Source organism: Aquiflexum sp., assembly GCF_041749095.1.
Lineage (GTDB): Bacteria > Bacteroidota > Bacteroidia > Cytophagales > Cyclobacteriaceae > Aquiflexum.
This window is the reverse complement of sequence record NZ_JBGTCA010000375.1, coordinates 1-16,126: the sequence shown is the minus strand read 5'-3', so window position 1 is coordinate 16,126 and position 16,126 is coordinate 1. Positions and strand designations below refer to the sequence as shown.

The window sequence follows — 16,126 nt, the reverse complement described above, 5'->3', positions numbered from 1 at the left end:
GAGGGGGAGGTAACTCCGAAAATTGAGCTGCAGGGGAAGATGGTGGATCCAATGATACTTGCATTTGCCAGAAATAACAGGAAGGATGCAACTCATGCTGAGAGTTTTCTTTGGGAGATATTGCGAAATAGGAAACTCAATGGTTTAAAATTCAGAAGACAGCATCCAATTGAGGATAAGTTTGTACTTGATTTTTATTGTGCAGAACACCGATTGGCTCTTGAAATTGATGGCGGCTATCATTTAGGTCAGGATCAGATAGAATATGATGAAGGGAGAACATATGAATTAGCCGAATTGGGTTTAACTGTTCTTCGGTTCACTAATCAAGAGGTGCTTTTTGAAACAGAGAAGGTATTGCAGGGAATTTTGGATAATACCCTCACTTCCCGACTTCCTCTTCAAGGACAAAACACCCTCACCCCCCAACTCCCTCTCCCAAGGGGCGAGGGGGAGGAATTTCAAAATTCAAGGTTGAGCTCTGAAAGTCCCCCTCTCTCTCAGGGAGAGGGGCTAGGGGTGAGGGTGAACCCTAAGGTCAATCTCAATGTCAAATCCTTTCAGGAACTTATTCTTTATTTCCTAAGAGAAAGAATCACTCAAAACAACCTTGAAGTCAAACACCTTGTAGTGACGAATATTTATGAATGGTTTGTGTTTGATGCATCGGTGTTTGAGAAAGTTTTTGCACAGAACAAGGCTTTGGTAAAGGATTTCAAAGCTTTTGAGGAAGGAAGGTTATCGGGAAATACTACCGATTTTTTCTACAAGGAAATTGCTTCCCGTGAGATCGACAAACTGGAAGGTGAATTGCCTTTCACGTATTTTGACCTGAGGAATTATGACAAACCGCTGAGGAATGCCGATAAGAAGGATGATGTGAAGCTGATTGCACTTTTCAAATTGCTCTCACCGGAACATATGCTGAAGCTGCCTTTTTCCAATGACAGTAATAGCTTGGACAAGCGTTTCTACAGTGAATTGCTACATATTATAGGACTTACCGAATCCAAGGAAGGAGGCAAGAAGCTGATCGGCAGGAATAAGCCTGGGGAAAGAAATGCAGGCACCATCTTGGAAAGTGCCATTATGGAACTGGACAGCCTGGACAAAATCAGTCGGTTGGAAAAACCGGGACAGTTTGGCAATACCAATGAAGAAAGGCTTTTCAATGTGGCACTTGAGCTGAGTATTACGTGGATCAATAGAATCCTATTTCTCAAATTGCTTGAAGCACAGCTGATCACTTACTATAAAGGGGACAAGTCTTACTCTTTTCTCAATTTGGATAAGATCAGGAATTACGATGACCTAAACAGCCTGTTCTTTAAGGTACTGGCAAGAGATTATTCTGACAGAAGTGAGGAAGTAATCAGTGCTTTTGGTAAGGTTCCTTATCTCAACAGCTCTCTTTTTGAACCAACAGAAATAGAACACACCACCCTTTTTATCAGCAATCTTAGGGATGAAAAAACTGTTCCTATTATCAGTTCCACTGTGCTGAAAAACGAGCAGGGCAAAAAGCGAACAGGAAATCTGACCACATTGGAATACTTGTTTGAATTCCTAAATGCATATGATTTCAGCTCAGAAGGTTCGGAAGATATTCAAGAGGAAAACAAAACGCTGATCAATGCCTCGGTGCTGGGTCTTATCTTCGAGAAAATCAATGGCTACAAAGATGGCTCTTTTTTCACACCGGGCTTTATCACCATGTATATGTGCCGGGAGACGATCAGAAGGGCAGTGGTGCAGAAGTTCACAGAGTCAGGTTTCAAGGTATCGGAAAGTTCGGAACTTTCGGAAAGTCTTGACCAAATCTATGATCAGATTGAAGACCGGAAAGAAGCAAATCATATCATCAACAGCATAAAAATCTGTGATCCTGCGGTAGGTTCGGGACATTTTTTGGTATCTGCACTGAATGAAATTATCGCCATCAAAAACGACCTTAAAGTCCTGCAGGACAGAAATGGACGTCGGCTAAAGGAATATCAGTTAGAGGTTGTCAATGACGAGTTGGTCGTAACCGATGAAGAAGGGAAACTCTTCGAATACAATCCCAACAACATGGAGAGTCAGCGCATTCAAGAGACACTATTTCATGAAAAACAGACCCTTATAGAAAACTGCCTTTTCGGGGTGGATATCAATCCCAACTCCGTCAAAATCTGTAGGCTCAGGCTATGGATAGAACTGCTGAAGAGCGCTTACTACAAAGAGCTTCCAGCCGGTGGTAAAAACAGTTCACCTGTATGCTTAGAGGGCAGTGAGGAGGTAAGGGCAGAGAATAAAGACCTCAAAGTTCAGCGGGTATTGGAAACCCTCCCCAACATTGACATCAATATCAAATGTGGCAACTCGCTTGTCAGTCGATTTGCTATTGATGCGGATCTGAGTGAGGCGCTTAAGAAAAGTAAGTTTTCCATAGATAGCTATAGAATGGCGGTAGCTACTTATCGAAATGCCCAAAATAAGGAAGAAAAGCGAGAAATGGAGCGGTTGATATTGGAGATTAAGCGAGGATTTTCTTCAACTATCACTATGAATAACCCTTTGAAAAAAAGGTTAGATAAGCTAGCAAGTGAACTTTATCACCGTTTCACAGGTACTTTCTTATTTGAGCCAGAAAGTGATTATGGAAATAATAAAATAGAATTAAAGCGCAAATTGGAACAGGAGAATTTGGAGAATGAAATTGAAAAGCTGTCCAAAAAGATTGATGAGATAAAAGAGCGTAAGATTTATAACGGATCCTTTGAATGGAGATTTGAATTCCCTGAAGTTTTGAATGATGATGGAGGCTTTGAAGGGTTTGATTTGATTATAGGAAATCCTCCTTACATAAGAATCCAGGATTTGACGAATTCGGAACAAGATTTTGTAGATTACCTTAATAAATCCTATGAATCTACTGGCAAAGGAAATTATGATATTTATATTCCTTTCATTGAATTGGGTTATAAACTGCTTAAAACTAAGGGACAACTTTCTTATATAATGCCGCACAAATTCTTGAATGCTAACTATGGTGTTGCAATAAGAGACTTTTTAACTAAAAATACATTCCCGACCAAAATTGTCCATTTTGGATCTGCTCAAGTTTTTGAAGATGCAACTACATATACAGGGATATTTTTTATGAACAAAGGGACGAATGACGGGATTGATTTTTTGAATTGGTCTGACCCATCTGAAATCCTATCTGTAGAAGATTCATTATTTAGCAAAACCCTTTATGATTCACTGGCAAATGAGGCTTGGGAATTTTTAAGAAGTCAAGAATTACTATTGATGAATTCCCTTAAAAGTTCTGGATTAACATTGGAATCAGTGACAGATAGGATTTTTCAGGGTCTGAAAACAAGTGCGGATAAAATCTATATAGTAAAAAAACTAGGAGAAACAGAAAGAACGTACAAAGTATATTCCGAGGCTAGGGAGCAAGAATTTGAATTGGAGAAAACTTACCTTTTCCCTTTGATAAAAGGTGGAAACAGTAGACCATTTAAAATTATTGAAACAGAATTGCTTATCCTTTTTCCATACCAAGATGGGAAATTAGTTGAATTAGCTCAAATAAAGATAGAATTTCCAAAGACTTATGAATATTTAATGTTGAATAAGGATTATTTAGAAAACAGGGAGTCAGGTAAAATGATAGGAGAAAAATGGTATGGTTATGTTTATCCAAAGGCTCTTAACCTGATTAATAATCCCAAAATATTCACACCTGATATTGCTCCAAGCCCCCGGTTTAGTTATGACCAAAAAGGTGAGTTTATGTTTACCGGTGGTGCTGCCGGTGGATATGGAATAGTTCCAAAAGAAGGAATATCCAACTATTTTTTGCTTGCCATCTTAAATTCAAAAGTGACCGAATGGTTTATAAAATTAACTTCTACCCAAATGCGTGGCGGATGGCTGAGTTTTGAATCAAGGTATATCAAAAATATACCAATGCCTGTAAAATTGGAATCAAAGGAATTAGATGAATTGGTTTTAAAAGCAATTGAAACTTACCCTTTGGATGAGGACCTTAAAAACCAAATCGATCAATTGGTTTATGAACTTTATGGGTTGACTGAGGAGGAGATTGAAATAATAGTAAGAAATTAATACCAAATCAAAATGAAAGGTGAAAAATTAAAATTACTTAAAAATCTTCCTTCATTAGACGAGGTGAAAAGAGGTATTGAGGAACTTGTTCTTATTGAAAAATGGGATAACTATCAAATTTCTAAAAATCCAAAAGAATTTAATAAGAGACTTCATGAACTATTCGTAAAAAAAGTTGGGATATTCCCAATAACATCAACAAGTGTAGATACAACAACCTTTCCATTTACCTTTTATAGGCTGAGAAGATTCGATGATTCGATGAATCCTGCTTTAATTTCTGAATATTCCTATCCACCAAACCATTTAATCAATTCTTATCAAAGAGCCAATATTCCAGGAAATCCCGTATTATATTGTTCGAATGATGCATCAACTACCATTTTTGAAGTATTAAAAAATTCCTGCCCTATAAATCCTGAGAATACTTTTTTCTTATCGGAATGGAAATTTATAGAAAATATTAAAGTAAGAATAACACCTTATTTATTTGGAAACCTTGCTCAAAATAGCCCTTATAAATTATGGACTGACTCGAGCTACCGTCAAATAGAACAACTTCTAAAGAAGGATTTTAACTCCGATCAAATAAATGGATTTAAAAAGGTATTAGAATATTTGTCAAACTTATTTGTTTACGAAAATACCTATACCGCTTCGAGCTTTATTGCGCATCAGCATTTATATGCCGATTTTTCTTTGAGAACAGATTTATTTGTTTATCCTAGTATTCAGACAGATCAATATTCGATAAACTTTGCCATTCACCCTAATGTAGTTATTGAAAAAATGAGATTAAATCGAGTGATTAAGTTCAACATTTTAAATTTTATTGACTTCGAACATCCTTAAAAATACCAATTTGATAAAATCGGTATAAACACTGATTCAATGATTTATTGGAAAGACATTGAAGAGGTTGATTATAAAGAATTGATAAAAGTATTTAATCTAGAATCAAACTGAAATAATCTAAGTAGTTAAGAATTACAGGATAATCTTCTTAAAAAAAAATGAAAGCCAACGAATTACAAATAATCAATTTTTTACAAACACCAAAAGTACAGTTTGTTATACCTGTTTATCAGCGGAACTATGACTGGACCACGACAGAGTGTGAGGAGCTTTTGAAAGATATAATTTCAGTCCGGGAGGAAAACAGAAGTTCCCACTTTATCGGAAGCATCGTTTTTATCCATGAAGGGATTTACAGTACTAGCGAAGTCAGGGAGTTAATTATCATTGATGGTCAGCAGCGCCTTACCACTATCAATATTCTATTTGTTGCTCTTTATAGCTTTTCCTTGGAAAATGGCAAAAAACAGGATGCTGATATGCTTTACAACACCTTTTTGATCAATCAATATGTTCAGTATGAAATCAGCAAGCTAAAACTAAAGCAAACAGATGCAAATTCGGTGGCATTCAAAGCTATACTTGTCGGAACAGAAAAAGGCATAGATGATTATTCCAATGTCATTGAGAATTACAATTATTTCAGAGGCATCATTACTGAGGAAAATTTTCAAACTATTCTGGAAGGATTGCATAGGCTGATTTTTGTGGAGATATCCCTGGAGAGAGGAAAGGATGATCCTCAGCGGATTTTTGAAAGTCTAAACTCTACTGGTCTTGACCTTTCTCAGTCTGATTTGATCAGGAACTTTATCTTGATGGACTTACCTCACTTGGGGCAGACAAAAGTCTATGAAGCCGTTTGGAGTCCTATCGAGCAAAACGCCAGAGACATTACAAAACGAACTTCTTTGGTGTCAGACTATATCCGGGATTATCTAACCCTTAAAAACAAAAAGATCCCTAATAAGAACAAGGTCTATGCTGAGTTTAAAGGGCTTTACCAAAATAAGAAGGATGAAACCTATCATCAAGAATTAGAAAATATCAAGTCCTTATCATACCACTACAAGAAGTTTGTAAATCCTTCAACTGTTCCTGATAAACTAATTAGAAGAGAGCTTGAGTATATCCATAGGTTGGAGATTAATGTTGCTTACCCTTTCCTTTTGCAGGTTTTTGAAGATGAAGAAAATGGTATCATCAATAAAGATGAGCTGATTAAAGTTCTCAAATTGGTACAGAGTTTTGTTTGGAGAAGGTTCATCATAGGTTTACCGACCAGTGCGCTCAACAAAATATTCATGACTCTTTACTCGGAGATTGATTCCGAAGAGTATTATGAATCTCTTGCGGTGGCTTTACTCAAAAAAGGAGGGTCTTTGAAATTTCCGACCAATGAAGAAATCAAGGTTGCACTCAGAGACAAAGACCTGTACAATACCCAAGCAAAGAACAGGAACTATCTTTTCGAGTTATTGGAAAATTTCAAGAATAAAGAACATGTAGATACTTCTAACGAGCAGATAACGGTCGAACATATTTTCCCAAGAACACCATGTCCAGAATGGGAAGATGAACTTAGACCTGAGAGTTATTTTGACTTCAAGGAAAAGTATCTCAATACCATTGGTAACCTGACCCTTTCGGGCAATAATGGTGCATTGAGTAACCGCACCTTCAAAGAGAAAAAGGAAATGAATGAAGCAGGGAAAGAACAAGGATATATATTCAGTAGACTGTGGCTCAATACTTACCTTCAAAAAATTGATAAATGGGATATCTCTGCCTTTGAAGAACGATTAAAAATTATTTATGAAAGGTTTTTGAAAATTTGGGAGTATCCAGATGTAGTGGTTTTTGATTCCAGAGATGCGGAAGAACAGAATATTTTTGATGCCGATACCCCTACTTACAAAAAGTTAGAGTATTTCATCTTTGAAGATACAAAAATAGATGAGGAGGCCGTGGCCCAAATGTACTTTTATGTATTAAAACAACTATATCAAAAGAATTCAGAGTTGCTTTTAGAAGGTCAAGAAATTATTAAAATCACTAGAAATATTAAAGATTTCAGAGATGGAAGAGAAATAGCCAATGGATGGTTTGTTGAAGCAAATATCGATAGCAATACCAAATTCAGCGCGTTAAAAAAGCTTTTGACTATCTATGAAATGGAAGAAGAACTTTTCATCAAATACCAAAGTGGACCTGTTAATAGCGGAGAACCCGGAAAGTTTTCCATCAGAAGGAAATATTGGCAACAGCTTATTCCATTATTAGAAGGCACGGGCTTATTTACCAAAATCAAACCTACAAAAGATCATTGGCTTAGTACAGGCGCAGGAAAATCAGGTATAAATTTCACCATGATCATAACCAAGTCATGTGTGCGAGTAGAATTAGGTATATTGTCATCTTCAAAAGAAACCAATAAGCGGGATTTTAAAAGACTTTACCAGCAAAAATCTGATATTGAAACAGCTTTTGGAAGACCTTTAGAATGGCAAGAATTACCCGACAATAAAATGTCCAGAATCAAAACCGAGATGACAGGTATAAACCTTTTCAATGAAGGTGACTGGGATCAAATGAACCAATTCTTTATTGAGAATTTGCCTAGGTTTGAGAGGGCGTTCAAAGAACAAATATTAAGATTAAAATAAATCACCCAAACCCCAAAATTGAAGCATGAAATTTATTAAACCCAGTGAGATTTCAGGTAAGATCATGACCTTACTTGAAGAAAGTGATGAATTTGCACTTATCGTTTCCCCATATGTAAAAGTAGTATAAGTTCAGTTATCATTAACTTCAATCCATGAAATGGAACAAACCCATCACCACAAAGCAAGAATATGAAAAAGCTTTAAAGAGGCTTTCCACAATATTTGATGCGAATCCAGATAGTCCTGAAGGGATGGAAGCAGAACTCTTGGTCACACTTGTAGAAAAGTATGAAAAGGAGCATTACCCTATCGCTTTGCCCGAACCGATCACAGCTGTCAAAGAAGCAATGGAAATGAAAGGATTAAAGGACAAAGACCTTATTCAGGCTATTGGAAGTAAGACAACTGTAAGCCTTGTTCTCAACCGCAAGCGAGCTCTTACAATAGATAAATCAGAAACCTCAGAAAGCTTCTAGGACTCCCCGTAGAAGTGTTAATAATGAACTCAATGGTAAGCAAGAGATGGTAAATTGATTCTAAGTTAGCTTTGGTCTGACCTGAAGCAGAGTGGGGGATTCGATTCGCCGCGGCAAAATGCTTTGACACGTACTACAGTTTGCCACTTTAAACAGGTTGGTTTAATCAATGATTTTAGTTCGAAAAATTGACTGGAAAAAATAGAAACAAAAAAAGTCCAAACTTTGCGATTTGGACTTGATGCAGAGAGTGGGGGATTCGATTCGCCGCGGCGAAATGCTTTGACACGTACGACAGTTATCCCAATGGCAGAGAGTGGGGGATTCGAACCCCCGGTACGCTTTGACACGTACGACAGTTTAGCAAACTGCTGGTTTAAGCCACTCACCCAACTCTCTATATTTATTTATAATTATCTACTCGTACGACAGTTTATCCCGATCGTTCGGGGTGGTTTAAGCCACTCACCCAACTCTCTAATTATTCAAGAAACATTCCCTGTTTCCCAAAGTGATGCAAATATAAATGATAATTCGTCAGATAAACAAAATTGGTTACCCAATATAACGATCAGCTATCAGGATATAAATTTTAAGGCGCTGTGATTCAACAACAAAATTTTCCTCAGTTTTTTTCAAAAAATGAAAAAGCTCCTCTTTTCTTCTTTTGGAAACATCTAACTATATGCAGTTTTCCATAAACGAAATTCCTCCCTTTCCTTTTTGATCTCGGATAATTTTGGAAACATTAATCAAATTGGAATTGTGGATCCCTGTAACCATATTGTATCAGCATAGCCTCAATTTCCGTGATGATTTTTGGTTTTTTAAAAATTTAATATCCAGATAATTTGAATTAAATGGAGAAGTCTTATATTCGTGTCCTTTTGAATTAAATAAAGATGGATAAGGATTTTATTTTGGTAAAAATACCCTGTTTACGGTATTTTCTTGAATTTTATTAATAGCTACCTTTATCACCTGAGTAATTTATGGTTCGGATTACTCACATAAATCAACTGGCTTTCTCCTAGTGGCACTTTGGCATTAAAATTGGAACTAAAACAAATATAGAATGATAAAAACGCTACAATTATGATAATTAATTCTCTCTTAGGAAACTTCACTGTTGTCTCAAGTCTTAAAAACCATGACAAGCTTTGCATCAAATCCAACCGCAAAGAAGTATTGATGCGTATGTTCGATGAAAAAAGGATAAATAATTATGAATCAGCTGATTATAATTATTCAATAGAAATTTGTAAGCAGGAATTTGCACACACAATGATCATATTGATCAAAGAAGTGAATTACCCGGATTTTGTTCAGGAGATGTCTGAACTTGAAACTGCAGGAAATCAGGTAATGGCTTAAAAATATTTTTAAATAAGCTTATTATCGAAAAGGTTGTTTTAATATCTTTTTTTGTTTCTCAAACTTTCGAAAATGTATTTGAATGATCTTTTTAATCTTACGTCATATTATAGGCTAAATAGTTGGAGTTCAATTTTTTAGGTCGCCTACAGGAATCTTTGTTTTAATGATTATATTGCATACCGTTTTGATTTTTATGGATAAATAAATTTGGATTTGCTTATAATTCACCCCTTAGTAATTCATTTTCCAATGATCCAAACCAAAGTAATAGAAGAACAGCTTCCTGTATTTTTAAAGGAGTCTTCCAACCTCATGGTTATGGTCCTGGATTTGGAGGGTAACGGTTTATATACCAATCCTTATTTGCGGGAGTTTTTTGAATTTACCAATTTAGAAGATGAAGTCATCTCATTTCATGATTTAATAAATGATATTGAAAGTACTGAATTTGAGATAATTATAGATAAATCTATTCAATCTCCAAATCAGGTTTTTAAATTCCACCACAAGCATTTAATGCAATTGGTCTGTTGGGAATTTTCTGTATTCAATAATAATGACGGTGACATTTTTGGAATTTTAGGGATTGGAACCCAACAGGAAGAAATTGAGGTGATGGTTGGGCCGGAGAATAAAAAAATAAATCTACAGACAGATGTTTGTTTTCAGCTTAATGCCAATTGGGAAATACAATATGCCAACCCAATGGCTGCGTCACTTTTTGGGACTGAATTAACTGAACTGATCAAACAAAAGGTTTGGCATGTTTTCAAACACCCTAAGATTTATGAATATGCCCTGGAATTCAAGAAAGCCAAAGAATCGGGTTCAGCAAGGACTTTTGAAGATTACATTACTGAGTTGGGTAAGTGGTATCAGGTCATCATCAATCCACAAGATGACATGCTTGATGTTTACTTCAAGGATATTTCGGAAGTAAAGAGTCTTGCACGGCAAAATAATCTGATGCAATTGACTTTAGAGGCTGTTATGGAAAATGCATCAGAGATTTTTTTCCTGATGACCAATGAAATGAGAATCATTAAGTTCAATGCCCTTGCAAAGGATTTAGTGCATGAGGTCTTCAATAAAGTCCTTCAAGAAAATGAGAGATTTGTCCATTACTTACTTCCGGGTATTGAAGAGATTTTTCTGAAAAACATAGACAATATTTTCGGAGGTAAAACTGTAGAATTTGATCAGATTGTCCAATTTCCCGATCCTTCCGAAAATAGATTGTATCATCATCAATTTATACCAATCTGTGATGCCAACCACAAGGTGGTCTGCATGGTGTACAGGGCAAAGGATCTTCAGCATGAATTGAATCATGTGGGGAAAGTTTTGAAAAATAATGAATTGCTCAGAGAAATAATTCATACCCAAAGCAATGTGCTACGGTCTCCACTTTCCTCTATTTTGGGATTGCTTGATTTGATTGATAAAAAACAACTGAATAAGGAAAACCAACAATATTTTTCATACCTCAAGCCGCTCGCTGAGGAACTTGATCAGATAATCCGAAACAATACTAAAAAAATGAACCAATCGGATACTTTTGGGGATTGAACATCTTTTAAACAATAATCATCTCAAGAAGTTATTTTGTCAACAGGCAAAATATTCAAAGAAATGAAAGAAGTAATTAGAGAAATGAAATCCAAAAATGATTGGCAACAGAATGGAAGACAATTAAATGGAGACAGTGGAGATTCTGGGAATTTTTTAATCAAGGACGGCCTTTTTATCAGAAACAAGGGGAATTTGATCAAGGTAAAATGGACCGACATCATGTGGCTGAAAGGTGATGGAAACTATACCACATTGGTAACCCGGACACAGGTTTTTTCACTTCGAAATATACTAAAGGAATTTGAAGGAGTGTTGCCGGTATCAGATTTTTTCAGGATTCACAAAAGCTATATTGTCAGGTTGGATGAAATCAACAGTATCAATCCAAGAGAGGTAACAATCGGAAAAGATTCAGTTCCTGTGGGAAGGACTTACTTTCAGGATTTGATCAATGGGATTAAGAAACTAGGGTCAGGAAGTTCTGATTAAAAATTAATTTTTCCAAAGTATGCTGGAATCACCATAACTCAGAAATCTATAATCCTTTTTCAAGGCTTCCGAATAAATATTCCGCCATTTACCTTTTGTAAATGCAGCCACCAATAAAATCAAAGTTGAGGATGGTTGATGAAAATTGGTGATCAGTCCATCACAGACATGGAAATCGTATCCGGGCATGATAAAAATCTCAGTAGTTCCGGTTATTTCATTTATTCCTTTTTCAACCATATAACCTAAAACCGCTTCGAAACTTTCTCTTCGTTGCGGTAATTCATCAAATTCTAAATAGGGGAATAGTTTTTCTATAGAAAAAACAGTTTCATTGGAATTTAATATTTTAACACCAAACCAATAAAGGCTTTCCAAGGTCCTCATCGATGTAGTCCCGACAGCAATGATTTTATCCTGATGAAGTGTCAGGTTTCTGACGGTATCAATATCAATTACCATTTGTTCACTGTGCATGGGATGGTCTGTGACAGTTTCATCCTTGATAGGCTGGAAAGTTCCTGCACCAACATGAAGGGTCAGAAACTCCTCCTTTACATTGTTTGATTTTAATTTCCCCAATACCTCTTCCGTAAAATGCAAACCTGCAGTAGGTGCAGCAACGGCCCCTTCCATTTTGGAATAGACAGTTTGATACCGTGGTTTGTCCTCCGGCGTGGCTTTTCGTCCCAAATAAGGAGGGAGAGGTACTTCTCCGGTGGCCTCTACTATTGAAACGAATGGTATATCCTGACCGGTCCAGGACATTTCCACCAACTTATTTTCTCTATCGATCAACTGTGCACTGATGATGCAATACTGTCCGTTGATCCTAACCTGACCTTGAAGTATTTCATTATCCTTCCATTTCTTTAGGTTTCCGATCATGGATTCCCAAACTACCGGTCCGGCTTGCACCATTATTTCATTGATGACAGCACTTGGTGAAACAGGTTTAAGAAGAAAAACCTCAATTTTGGCACCTGTATCCCTTTGAAATATCAGCCTTGCAGGAATTACTTTGGTATTGTTGAAAACCAGCATACTGCCCGAAGGAACAAGTCCTGGAAGTTCATTAAAACGATGGTGTGAAATTTTGCCGTCTTTATATTGAATTAGCTTTGAATCATCCCTTTTTTCCAGGGGGAACTTTGCGATTCTGTCGTCAGGTAAAGTATATTCGTAATCCGATAATTTGATTTCTTGGATGGTTTTCAAAGATTCCATAAAGGAAGTTAATATAAAGGAAATGTAATTTAGGTCGCAAATATAATCCGAATGACAGAAGTTTTAAAAGATATACAGTTTACTTATGTGCCGCATTTGCTCCAATTCAAATTTGAAGCAGGGACATCGAGGGGAGTACTAACGGATAAAAAGATTTTTTTACTTAAAGCATATCAAAGAGAAAACCCACAAACAATAGGGTGGGGGGAAGCTGCACCTCTTGTCAGACTTAGTATTGATGATATACCGGATTTTGAAACTCATTTGGAAAATTTATGCAAGAGTTTAACAGGCCTGTCCATTTCAAAGGATGAAGCTTCCATATTGGATTGGGTTAATAATCATATACCCTCTTTTCTTCCAAGTATCAGGTTTGCCTTTGAAACTGCTCTTTTGGATTTATGGCACAATGGAAATAAATTGATCTTTGATACTTCTTTTTTTAATCAGCATAAAAGTATCCCCATCAATGGCCTGATTTGGATGGGAACAAAGGATTTTATGTTGGAGCAAATCGATAAAAAACTGAATGAGGGATTTACCTGTATCAAAATGAAGATCGGTGCCATTGATTTTGACCGGGAATGTGATTTGTTGGGATATATACGCCAACAATTTGATGCATCCCAAATTACTTTAAGGGTTGATGCCAATGGTGCATTTACTCCTGATGATGCAATGCTGAAATTGGATAAATTGGCTTCTTTCGATCTTCACAGCATTGAACAGCCGATTAAACAGGGACAGATGGAGTTGATGGCTGAATTGTGCGGGCAGACACCACTGCCTATTGCACTTGATGAGGAGTTGATCGGAATGAATAACTATTCGGCTAAAAGAGATCTATTGGAAAAAATCAAACCACAATACATCATTATCAAACCTACGCTATTGGGCGGTATTGCAGCCAGTCACGAATGGATTGCATTGGCAGAGAATATGGGTATTGGATGGTGGGTGACCTCAGCATTGGAAAGCAACATTGGTTTGAATGCCATTGCACAATTTACCTCAACTTATCAAATCACCATGCCCCAAGGCTTGGGGACCGGTCAATTGTACAGTAATAATTTTGATTCGCCATTGACTATAACAAATGGATACTTGGAGTATAATGTTGAAAAATCAACTTGGAAGGTCGGATTTTAGACATAAAAAAACCCCGAATTAATTCGGGGTTTCTCAATTTTGATGTCAATGCTATAGATTAGACTACTTTTACATTCACAGCATTCAGGCCTTTTCTTCCTTCTTTGAGGTCGAAAGTAACTTCGTCATCTTCTCTGATTTCGTCGATCAAACCTGTGATGTGAACGAAATACTCTTTTGAAGATTCATTGTCAATAATAAAACCGAATCCTTTGGACTCATTAAAAAACTTAACTTTTCCTGTGTTCATGATAAATTTGTAATTGAATTAATAATGCCCAAAGGTAAGGATACTTTTAATATATAAAACTATAGAACTAAAATAATTTCAAAGTATTTTGTACTTAAGGCAGAAAATTATTTTAAATCAAGGCCTATTTTAATATTATCCTTCGTCTTTTTTAAAATTCAATTCAGCCCAAAAAAGTAAACAGGCTTATTGATGGAAACTGCCAAGTCTGTTTTTACAAGCTTCCCGGTTTTTTGATCTCTATCAAATACAATAATACTGTTAGACCCTTGATTTCCGACAATTAAATATTCACCGTCTTTGGTGATTGCGAAATTTCGAGGAGTTTCACCACCGGTAGCCACTCTTTCCACAAAGGTCACTTGACCATCGCTTCCTATCCCAAAAACAGAAATATCATTGGCGTCTCCACGATTAGATGCATATACAAATTTAGCGTCTGGCGAGATTCTCACTTCAGCAGCACCTACATTCCCGATGAATCCTTCTCCTGTTAATTGGGCTACCTGTTTTCTTGCCATTTTGCCTGCATCATAAGAATAGACCCCCAATTCGGCACTCATTTCATGAATCAAATAAACTGTTTTTCCATCAGGATGGACAACCAAATGCCTAGGGCCAGAACCCGGGCCCACTTCCACGTAAGGTTGAGATGCCGGATTGAAAGGAACAGCATAGGTAGGATTAAAGTCATAGATGAAAATTTTATCTGTCCCAAGGTCACCAACAAGCATCTGTTTGCCATTTGGATGGAAAACAACACTGTGTACATGGGATCCGTCCTGTCTGCCCGAAACCACGCTCTGACCCTCATGATTGATGGTCTGAACATGCTCCAGCATTCCATTGCTAATCTTATAGGCTGAAAAATTCCCTCCTGAGTAATTGCCCACCACCAAAAATTCTTCTTTTGGGTCTAAGGCCAGGTAACAAGGGGAGTTTCCAAAACTTTCTTCTGTATCAAGCAATTCCAAAGTATTGTTTTGCCTATCAAATTTGAAGGAACTCACCTTTCCGCCATTCTCTCCTCCGGTTTCTTCAACCGAAAAAACCAAAGTCTGTGCTTTGTTACTGACCACAAAAGATGGGTTTTTAACTCCTGCTGCAATGACTTTGGTGGCTATTAAGTTTTCTTCAGGATTGATAGTCAATAATGAAATGCCTTCTTCCTCAGAATCCGTATAGGATCCAACAAGAAATTCATACTTATTTTCTACTTTTTCTTCTTGAGGGGTTTCGTCGCATGAAATGGTCATAATGAAAGCAGTCAGTAGAATAAGGGATATTTTGATTTTCTTCATATCAAGTGGATTTATCGGTTATTTCCGGTTTGATGGATGTATCGTGTTCTTCACTGTACAGTTCGTGTGTTTCAGGATCATACTGCCCTGCTAATTCGTCAATTTTGGTTCCACTCCAGATAGGAGTTTTTGTAAAATAGGCAGACCGCATCAGCATGTGACCTCCAATGGGAGCTGTCAGAAAAATAAACAATATGATGGATATTACCCGGGTTGTCACAGAAATATCATCGAAATATATTGCGGCCGATGCCAAAATCAACCCCAGTCCCAAGGTGGCTGCCTTAGTGGTGACATTGATTCTAAGATACACATCAGGCTTAGTTAACATGGCAATAGCCGTTGAAAGTACAAACAACGCTCCCATGGTGGATAATATCATGATCAATATTTCACTCATCTTTTTTCTCTCTTTGTTCCATAAAATAAGCAAAAGCCACCGTACCCAAAAATGCTATCAAAGCAAAAAGCATGGCTATATCCAAAAAGGTACTTTGGTCATTTTGCATGCTGTAAACAGCAATGATTCCAATCGAAATCAAAATCAGCATATCCAGGGAAATAACCCTGTCTCCAATACTTGGCCCCTTCAGAAATCGGATAAACACTAATATCAAGGATAAACCCAATATAGGGATAAGT

The 16,126-nt window shown here is 36.8% G+C and carries 13 protein-coding genes and 1 tRNA gene; 8 read left to right on the top strand and 6 right to left on the bottom strand.

What is annotated here, in order from left to right; genetic code table 11:
- The 4 genes from ACEW8O_RS17165 to ACEW8O_RS17150 form a co-directional block, all read left to right on the top strand.
- The coding region (locus tag ACEW8O_RS17165; RefSeq protein WP_373495854.1) for an Eco57I restriction-modification methylase domain-containing protein at positions 1-4,119 on the top strand (4,119 nt) is incomplete at its 5' end.
- A gap of 12 nt (positions 4,120-4,131) precedes the next feature.
- Positions 4,132-4,971 (top strand): RES family NAD+ phosphorylase, encoded by an 840-nt coding sequence (locus ACEW8O_RS17160; protein ID WP_373495853.1) that lies wholly within the window; start codon positions 4,132-4,134, stop codon positions 4,969-4,971.
- 161 nt (positions 4,972-5,132) lie between these two features.
- Complete coding sequence (locus ACEW8O_RS17155; protein ID WP_373495852.1) at positions 5,133-7,640, top strand: DUF4268 domain-containing protein; 2,508 nt, start codon at positions 5,133-5,135, stop codon at positions 7,638-7,640.
- 155 nt (positions 7,641-7,795) lie between these two features.
- Entirely contained in the window at positions 7,796-8,119 is a 324-nt protein-coding gene (locus ACEW8O_RS17150; RefSeq protein ID WP_373495851.1) for a type II toxin-antitoxin system HigA family antitoxin, read from the top strand.
- A 307-nt stretch (positions 8,120-8,426) separates the two neighbouring features.
- On the opposite strand, the gene ACEW8O_RS17145 is transcribed toward ACEW8O_RS17150, so the two are convergent.
- Positions 8,427-8,518: transfer RNA gene (locus ACEW8O_RS17145), tRNA-Ser, on the bottom strand.
- A 696-nt stretch (positions 8,519-9,214) separates the two neighbouring features.
- On the opposite strand from ACEW8O_RS17145, the gene ACEW8O_RS17140 reads away from it, so the two are divergent.
- The 3 genes from ACEW8O_RS17140 to ACEW8O_RS17130 all read left to right on the top strand — a co-directional run bounded on the left by ACEW8O_RS17140 (position 9,215) and on the right by ACEW8O_RS17130 (position 11,557).
- Positions 9,215-9,493: a hypothetical protein gene (locus ACEW8O_RS17140; protein ID WP_373495850.1), complete on the top strand. Its 279-nt coding sequence runs from the start codon at positions 9,215-9,217 to the stop codon at positions 9,491-9,493.
- Between the two features lie 252 nt (positions 9,494-9,745).
- A complete protein-coding gene (locus ACEW8O_RS17135; protein ID WP_373495849.1) occupies positions 9,746-11,065 on the top strand; it encodes a PAS domain-containing protein in 1,320 nt (439 codons plus the stop codon).
- Positions 11,066-11,128: 63 nt separating this feature from the next.
- On the top strand, positions 11,129-11,557 hold the full coding sequence (locus ACEW8O_RS17130) for a LytR/AlgR family response regulator transcription factor (protein ID WP_373495848.1): 429 nt from the start codon (positions 11,129-11,131) through the stop codon (positions 11,555-11,557).
- Positions 11,558-11,560: 3 nt separating this feature from the next.
- Here the strand turns inward: ACEW8O_RS17130 and ACEW8O_RS17125 are convergent, their stop codons facing one another.
- Positions 11,561-12,784: an S-adenosylmethionine:tRNA ribosyltransferase-isomerase gene (locus ACEW8O_RS17125; RefSeq protein WP_373495847.1), complete on the bottom strand. Its 1,224-nt coding sequence runs from the start codon at positions 12,782-12,784 to the stop codon at positions 11,561-11,563.
- A 51-nt stretch (positions 12,785-12,835) separates the two neighbouring features.
- Between ACEW8O_RS17125 and ACEW8O_RS17120 the strand changes: the two genes are divergently transcribed.
- On the top strand, positions 12,836-13,933 hold the full coding sequence (locus ACEW8O_RS17120) for an o-succinylbenzoate synthase (RefSeq protein ID WP_373495846.1): 1,098 nt from the start codon (positions 12,836-12,838) through the stop codon (positions 13,931-13,933).
- Positions 13,934-13,991: 58 nt separating this feature from the next.
- On the opposite strand, the gene ACEW8O_RS17115 is transcribed toward ACEW8O_RS17120, so the two are convergent.
- The 4 genes from ACEW8O_RS17115 to ACEW8O_RS17100 all read right to left on the bottom strand — a co-directional run.
- Positions 13,992-14,183, bottom strand: a complete 192-nt coding sequence (locus ACEW8O_RS17115) for a cold-shock protein (protein ID WP_010608636.1) — start codon at positions 14,181-14,183, stop codon at positions 13,992-13,994.
- A 158-nt stretch (positions 14,184-14,341) separates the two neighbouring features.
- The gene (locus ACEW8O_RS17110) at positions 14,342-15,484 is read right to left on the bottom strand and encodes a lactonase family protein (RefSeq protein ID WP_373495845.1); all 1,143 of its coding nucleotides are present in this window, start codon (positions 15,482-15,484) and stop codon (positions 14,342-14,344) included.
- 1 nt (position 15,485) lies between these two features.
- Positions 15,486-15,884: a cation:proton antiporter gene (locus tag ACEW8O_RS17105; RefSeq protein WP_373495844.1), complete on the bottom strand. Its 399-nt coding sequence runs from the start codon at positions 15,882-15,884 to the stop codon at positions 15,486-15,488.
- The coding region (locus ACEW8O_RS17100; protein WP_373495843.1) for a cation:proton antiporter at positions 15,877-16,126 on the bottom strand (250 nt) is incomplete at its 5' end. The genes ACEW8O_RS17100 and ACEW8O_RS17105, both read right to left, overlap by 8 nt.

Bases quoted from the DNA above. Each gene is read 5' to 3' on its own strand.
- ACEW8O_RS17160 (WP_373495853.1), top strand. From the start codon at position 4,132: ATGAAAGGTGAAAAATTAAAATTACTTAAAAATCTTCCTTCATTAGAC.
- ACEW8O_RS17155 (WP_373495852.1), top strand. From the start codon at position 5,133: ATGAAAGCCAACGAATTACAAATAATCAATTTTTTACAAACACCAAAA.
- ACEW8O_RS17150 (WP_373495851.1), top strand. From the start codon at position 7,796: ATGAAATGGAACAAACCCATCACCACAAAGCAAGAATATGAAAAAGCT.
- ACEW8O_RS17140 (WP_373495850.1), top strand. From the start codon at position 9,215: ATGATAATTAATTCTCTCTTAGGAAACTTCACTGTTGTCTCAAGTCTT.
- ACEW8O_RS17135 (WP_373495849.1), top strand. From the start codon at position 9,746: ATGATCCAAACCAAAGTAATAGAAGAACAGCTTCCTGTATTTTTAAAG.
- ACEW8O_RS17130 (WP_373495848.1), top strand. From the start codon at position 11,129: ATGAAAGAAGTAATTAGAGAAATGAAATCCAAAAATGATTGGCAACAG.
- ACEW8O_RS17125 (WP_373495847.1), bottom strand. From the start codon at position 12,784: ATGGAATCTTTGAAAACCATCCAAGAAATCAAATTATCGGATTACGAA.
- ACEW8O_RS17120 (WP_373495846.1), top strand. From the start codon at position 12,836: ATGACAGAAGTTTTAAAAGATATACAGTTTACTTATGTGCCGCATTTG.
- ACEW8O_RS17115 (WP_010608636.1), bottom strand. From the start codon at position 14,183: ATGAACACAGGAAAAGTTAAGTTTTTTAATGAGTCCAAAGGATTCGGT.
- ACEW8O_RS17110 (WP_373495845.1), bottom strand. From the start codon at position 15,484: ATGAAGAAAATCAAAATATCCCTTATTCTACTGACTGCTTTCATTATG.
- ACEW8O_RS17105 (WP_373495844.1), bottom strand. From the start codon at position 15,884: ATGAGTGAAATATTGATCATGATATTATCCACCATGGGAGCGTTGTTT.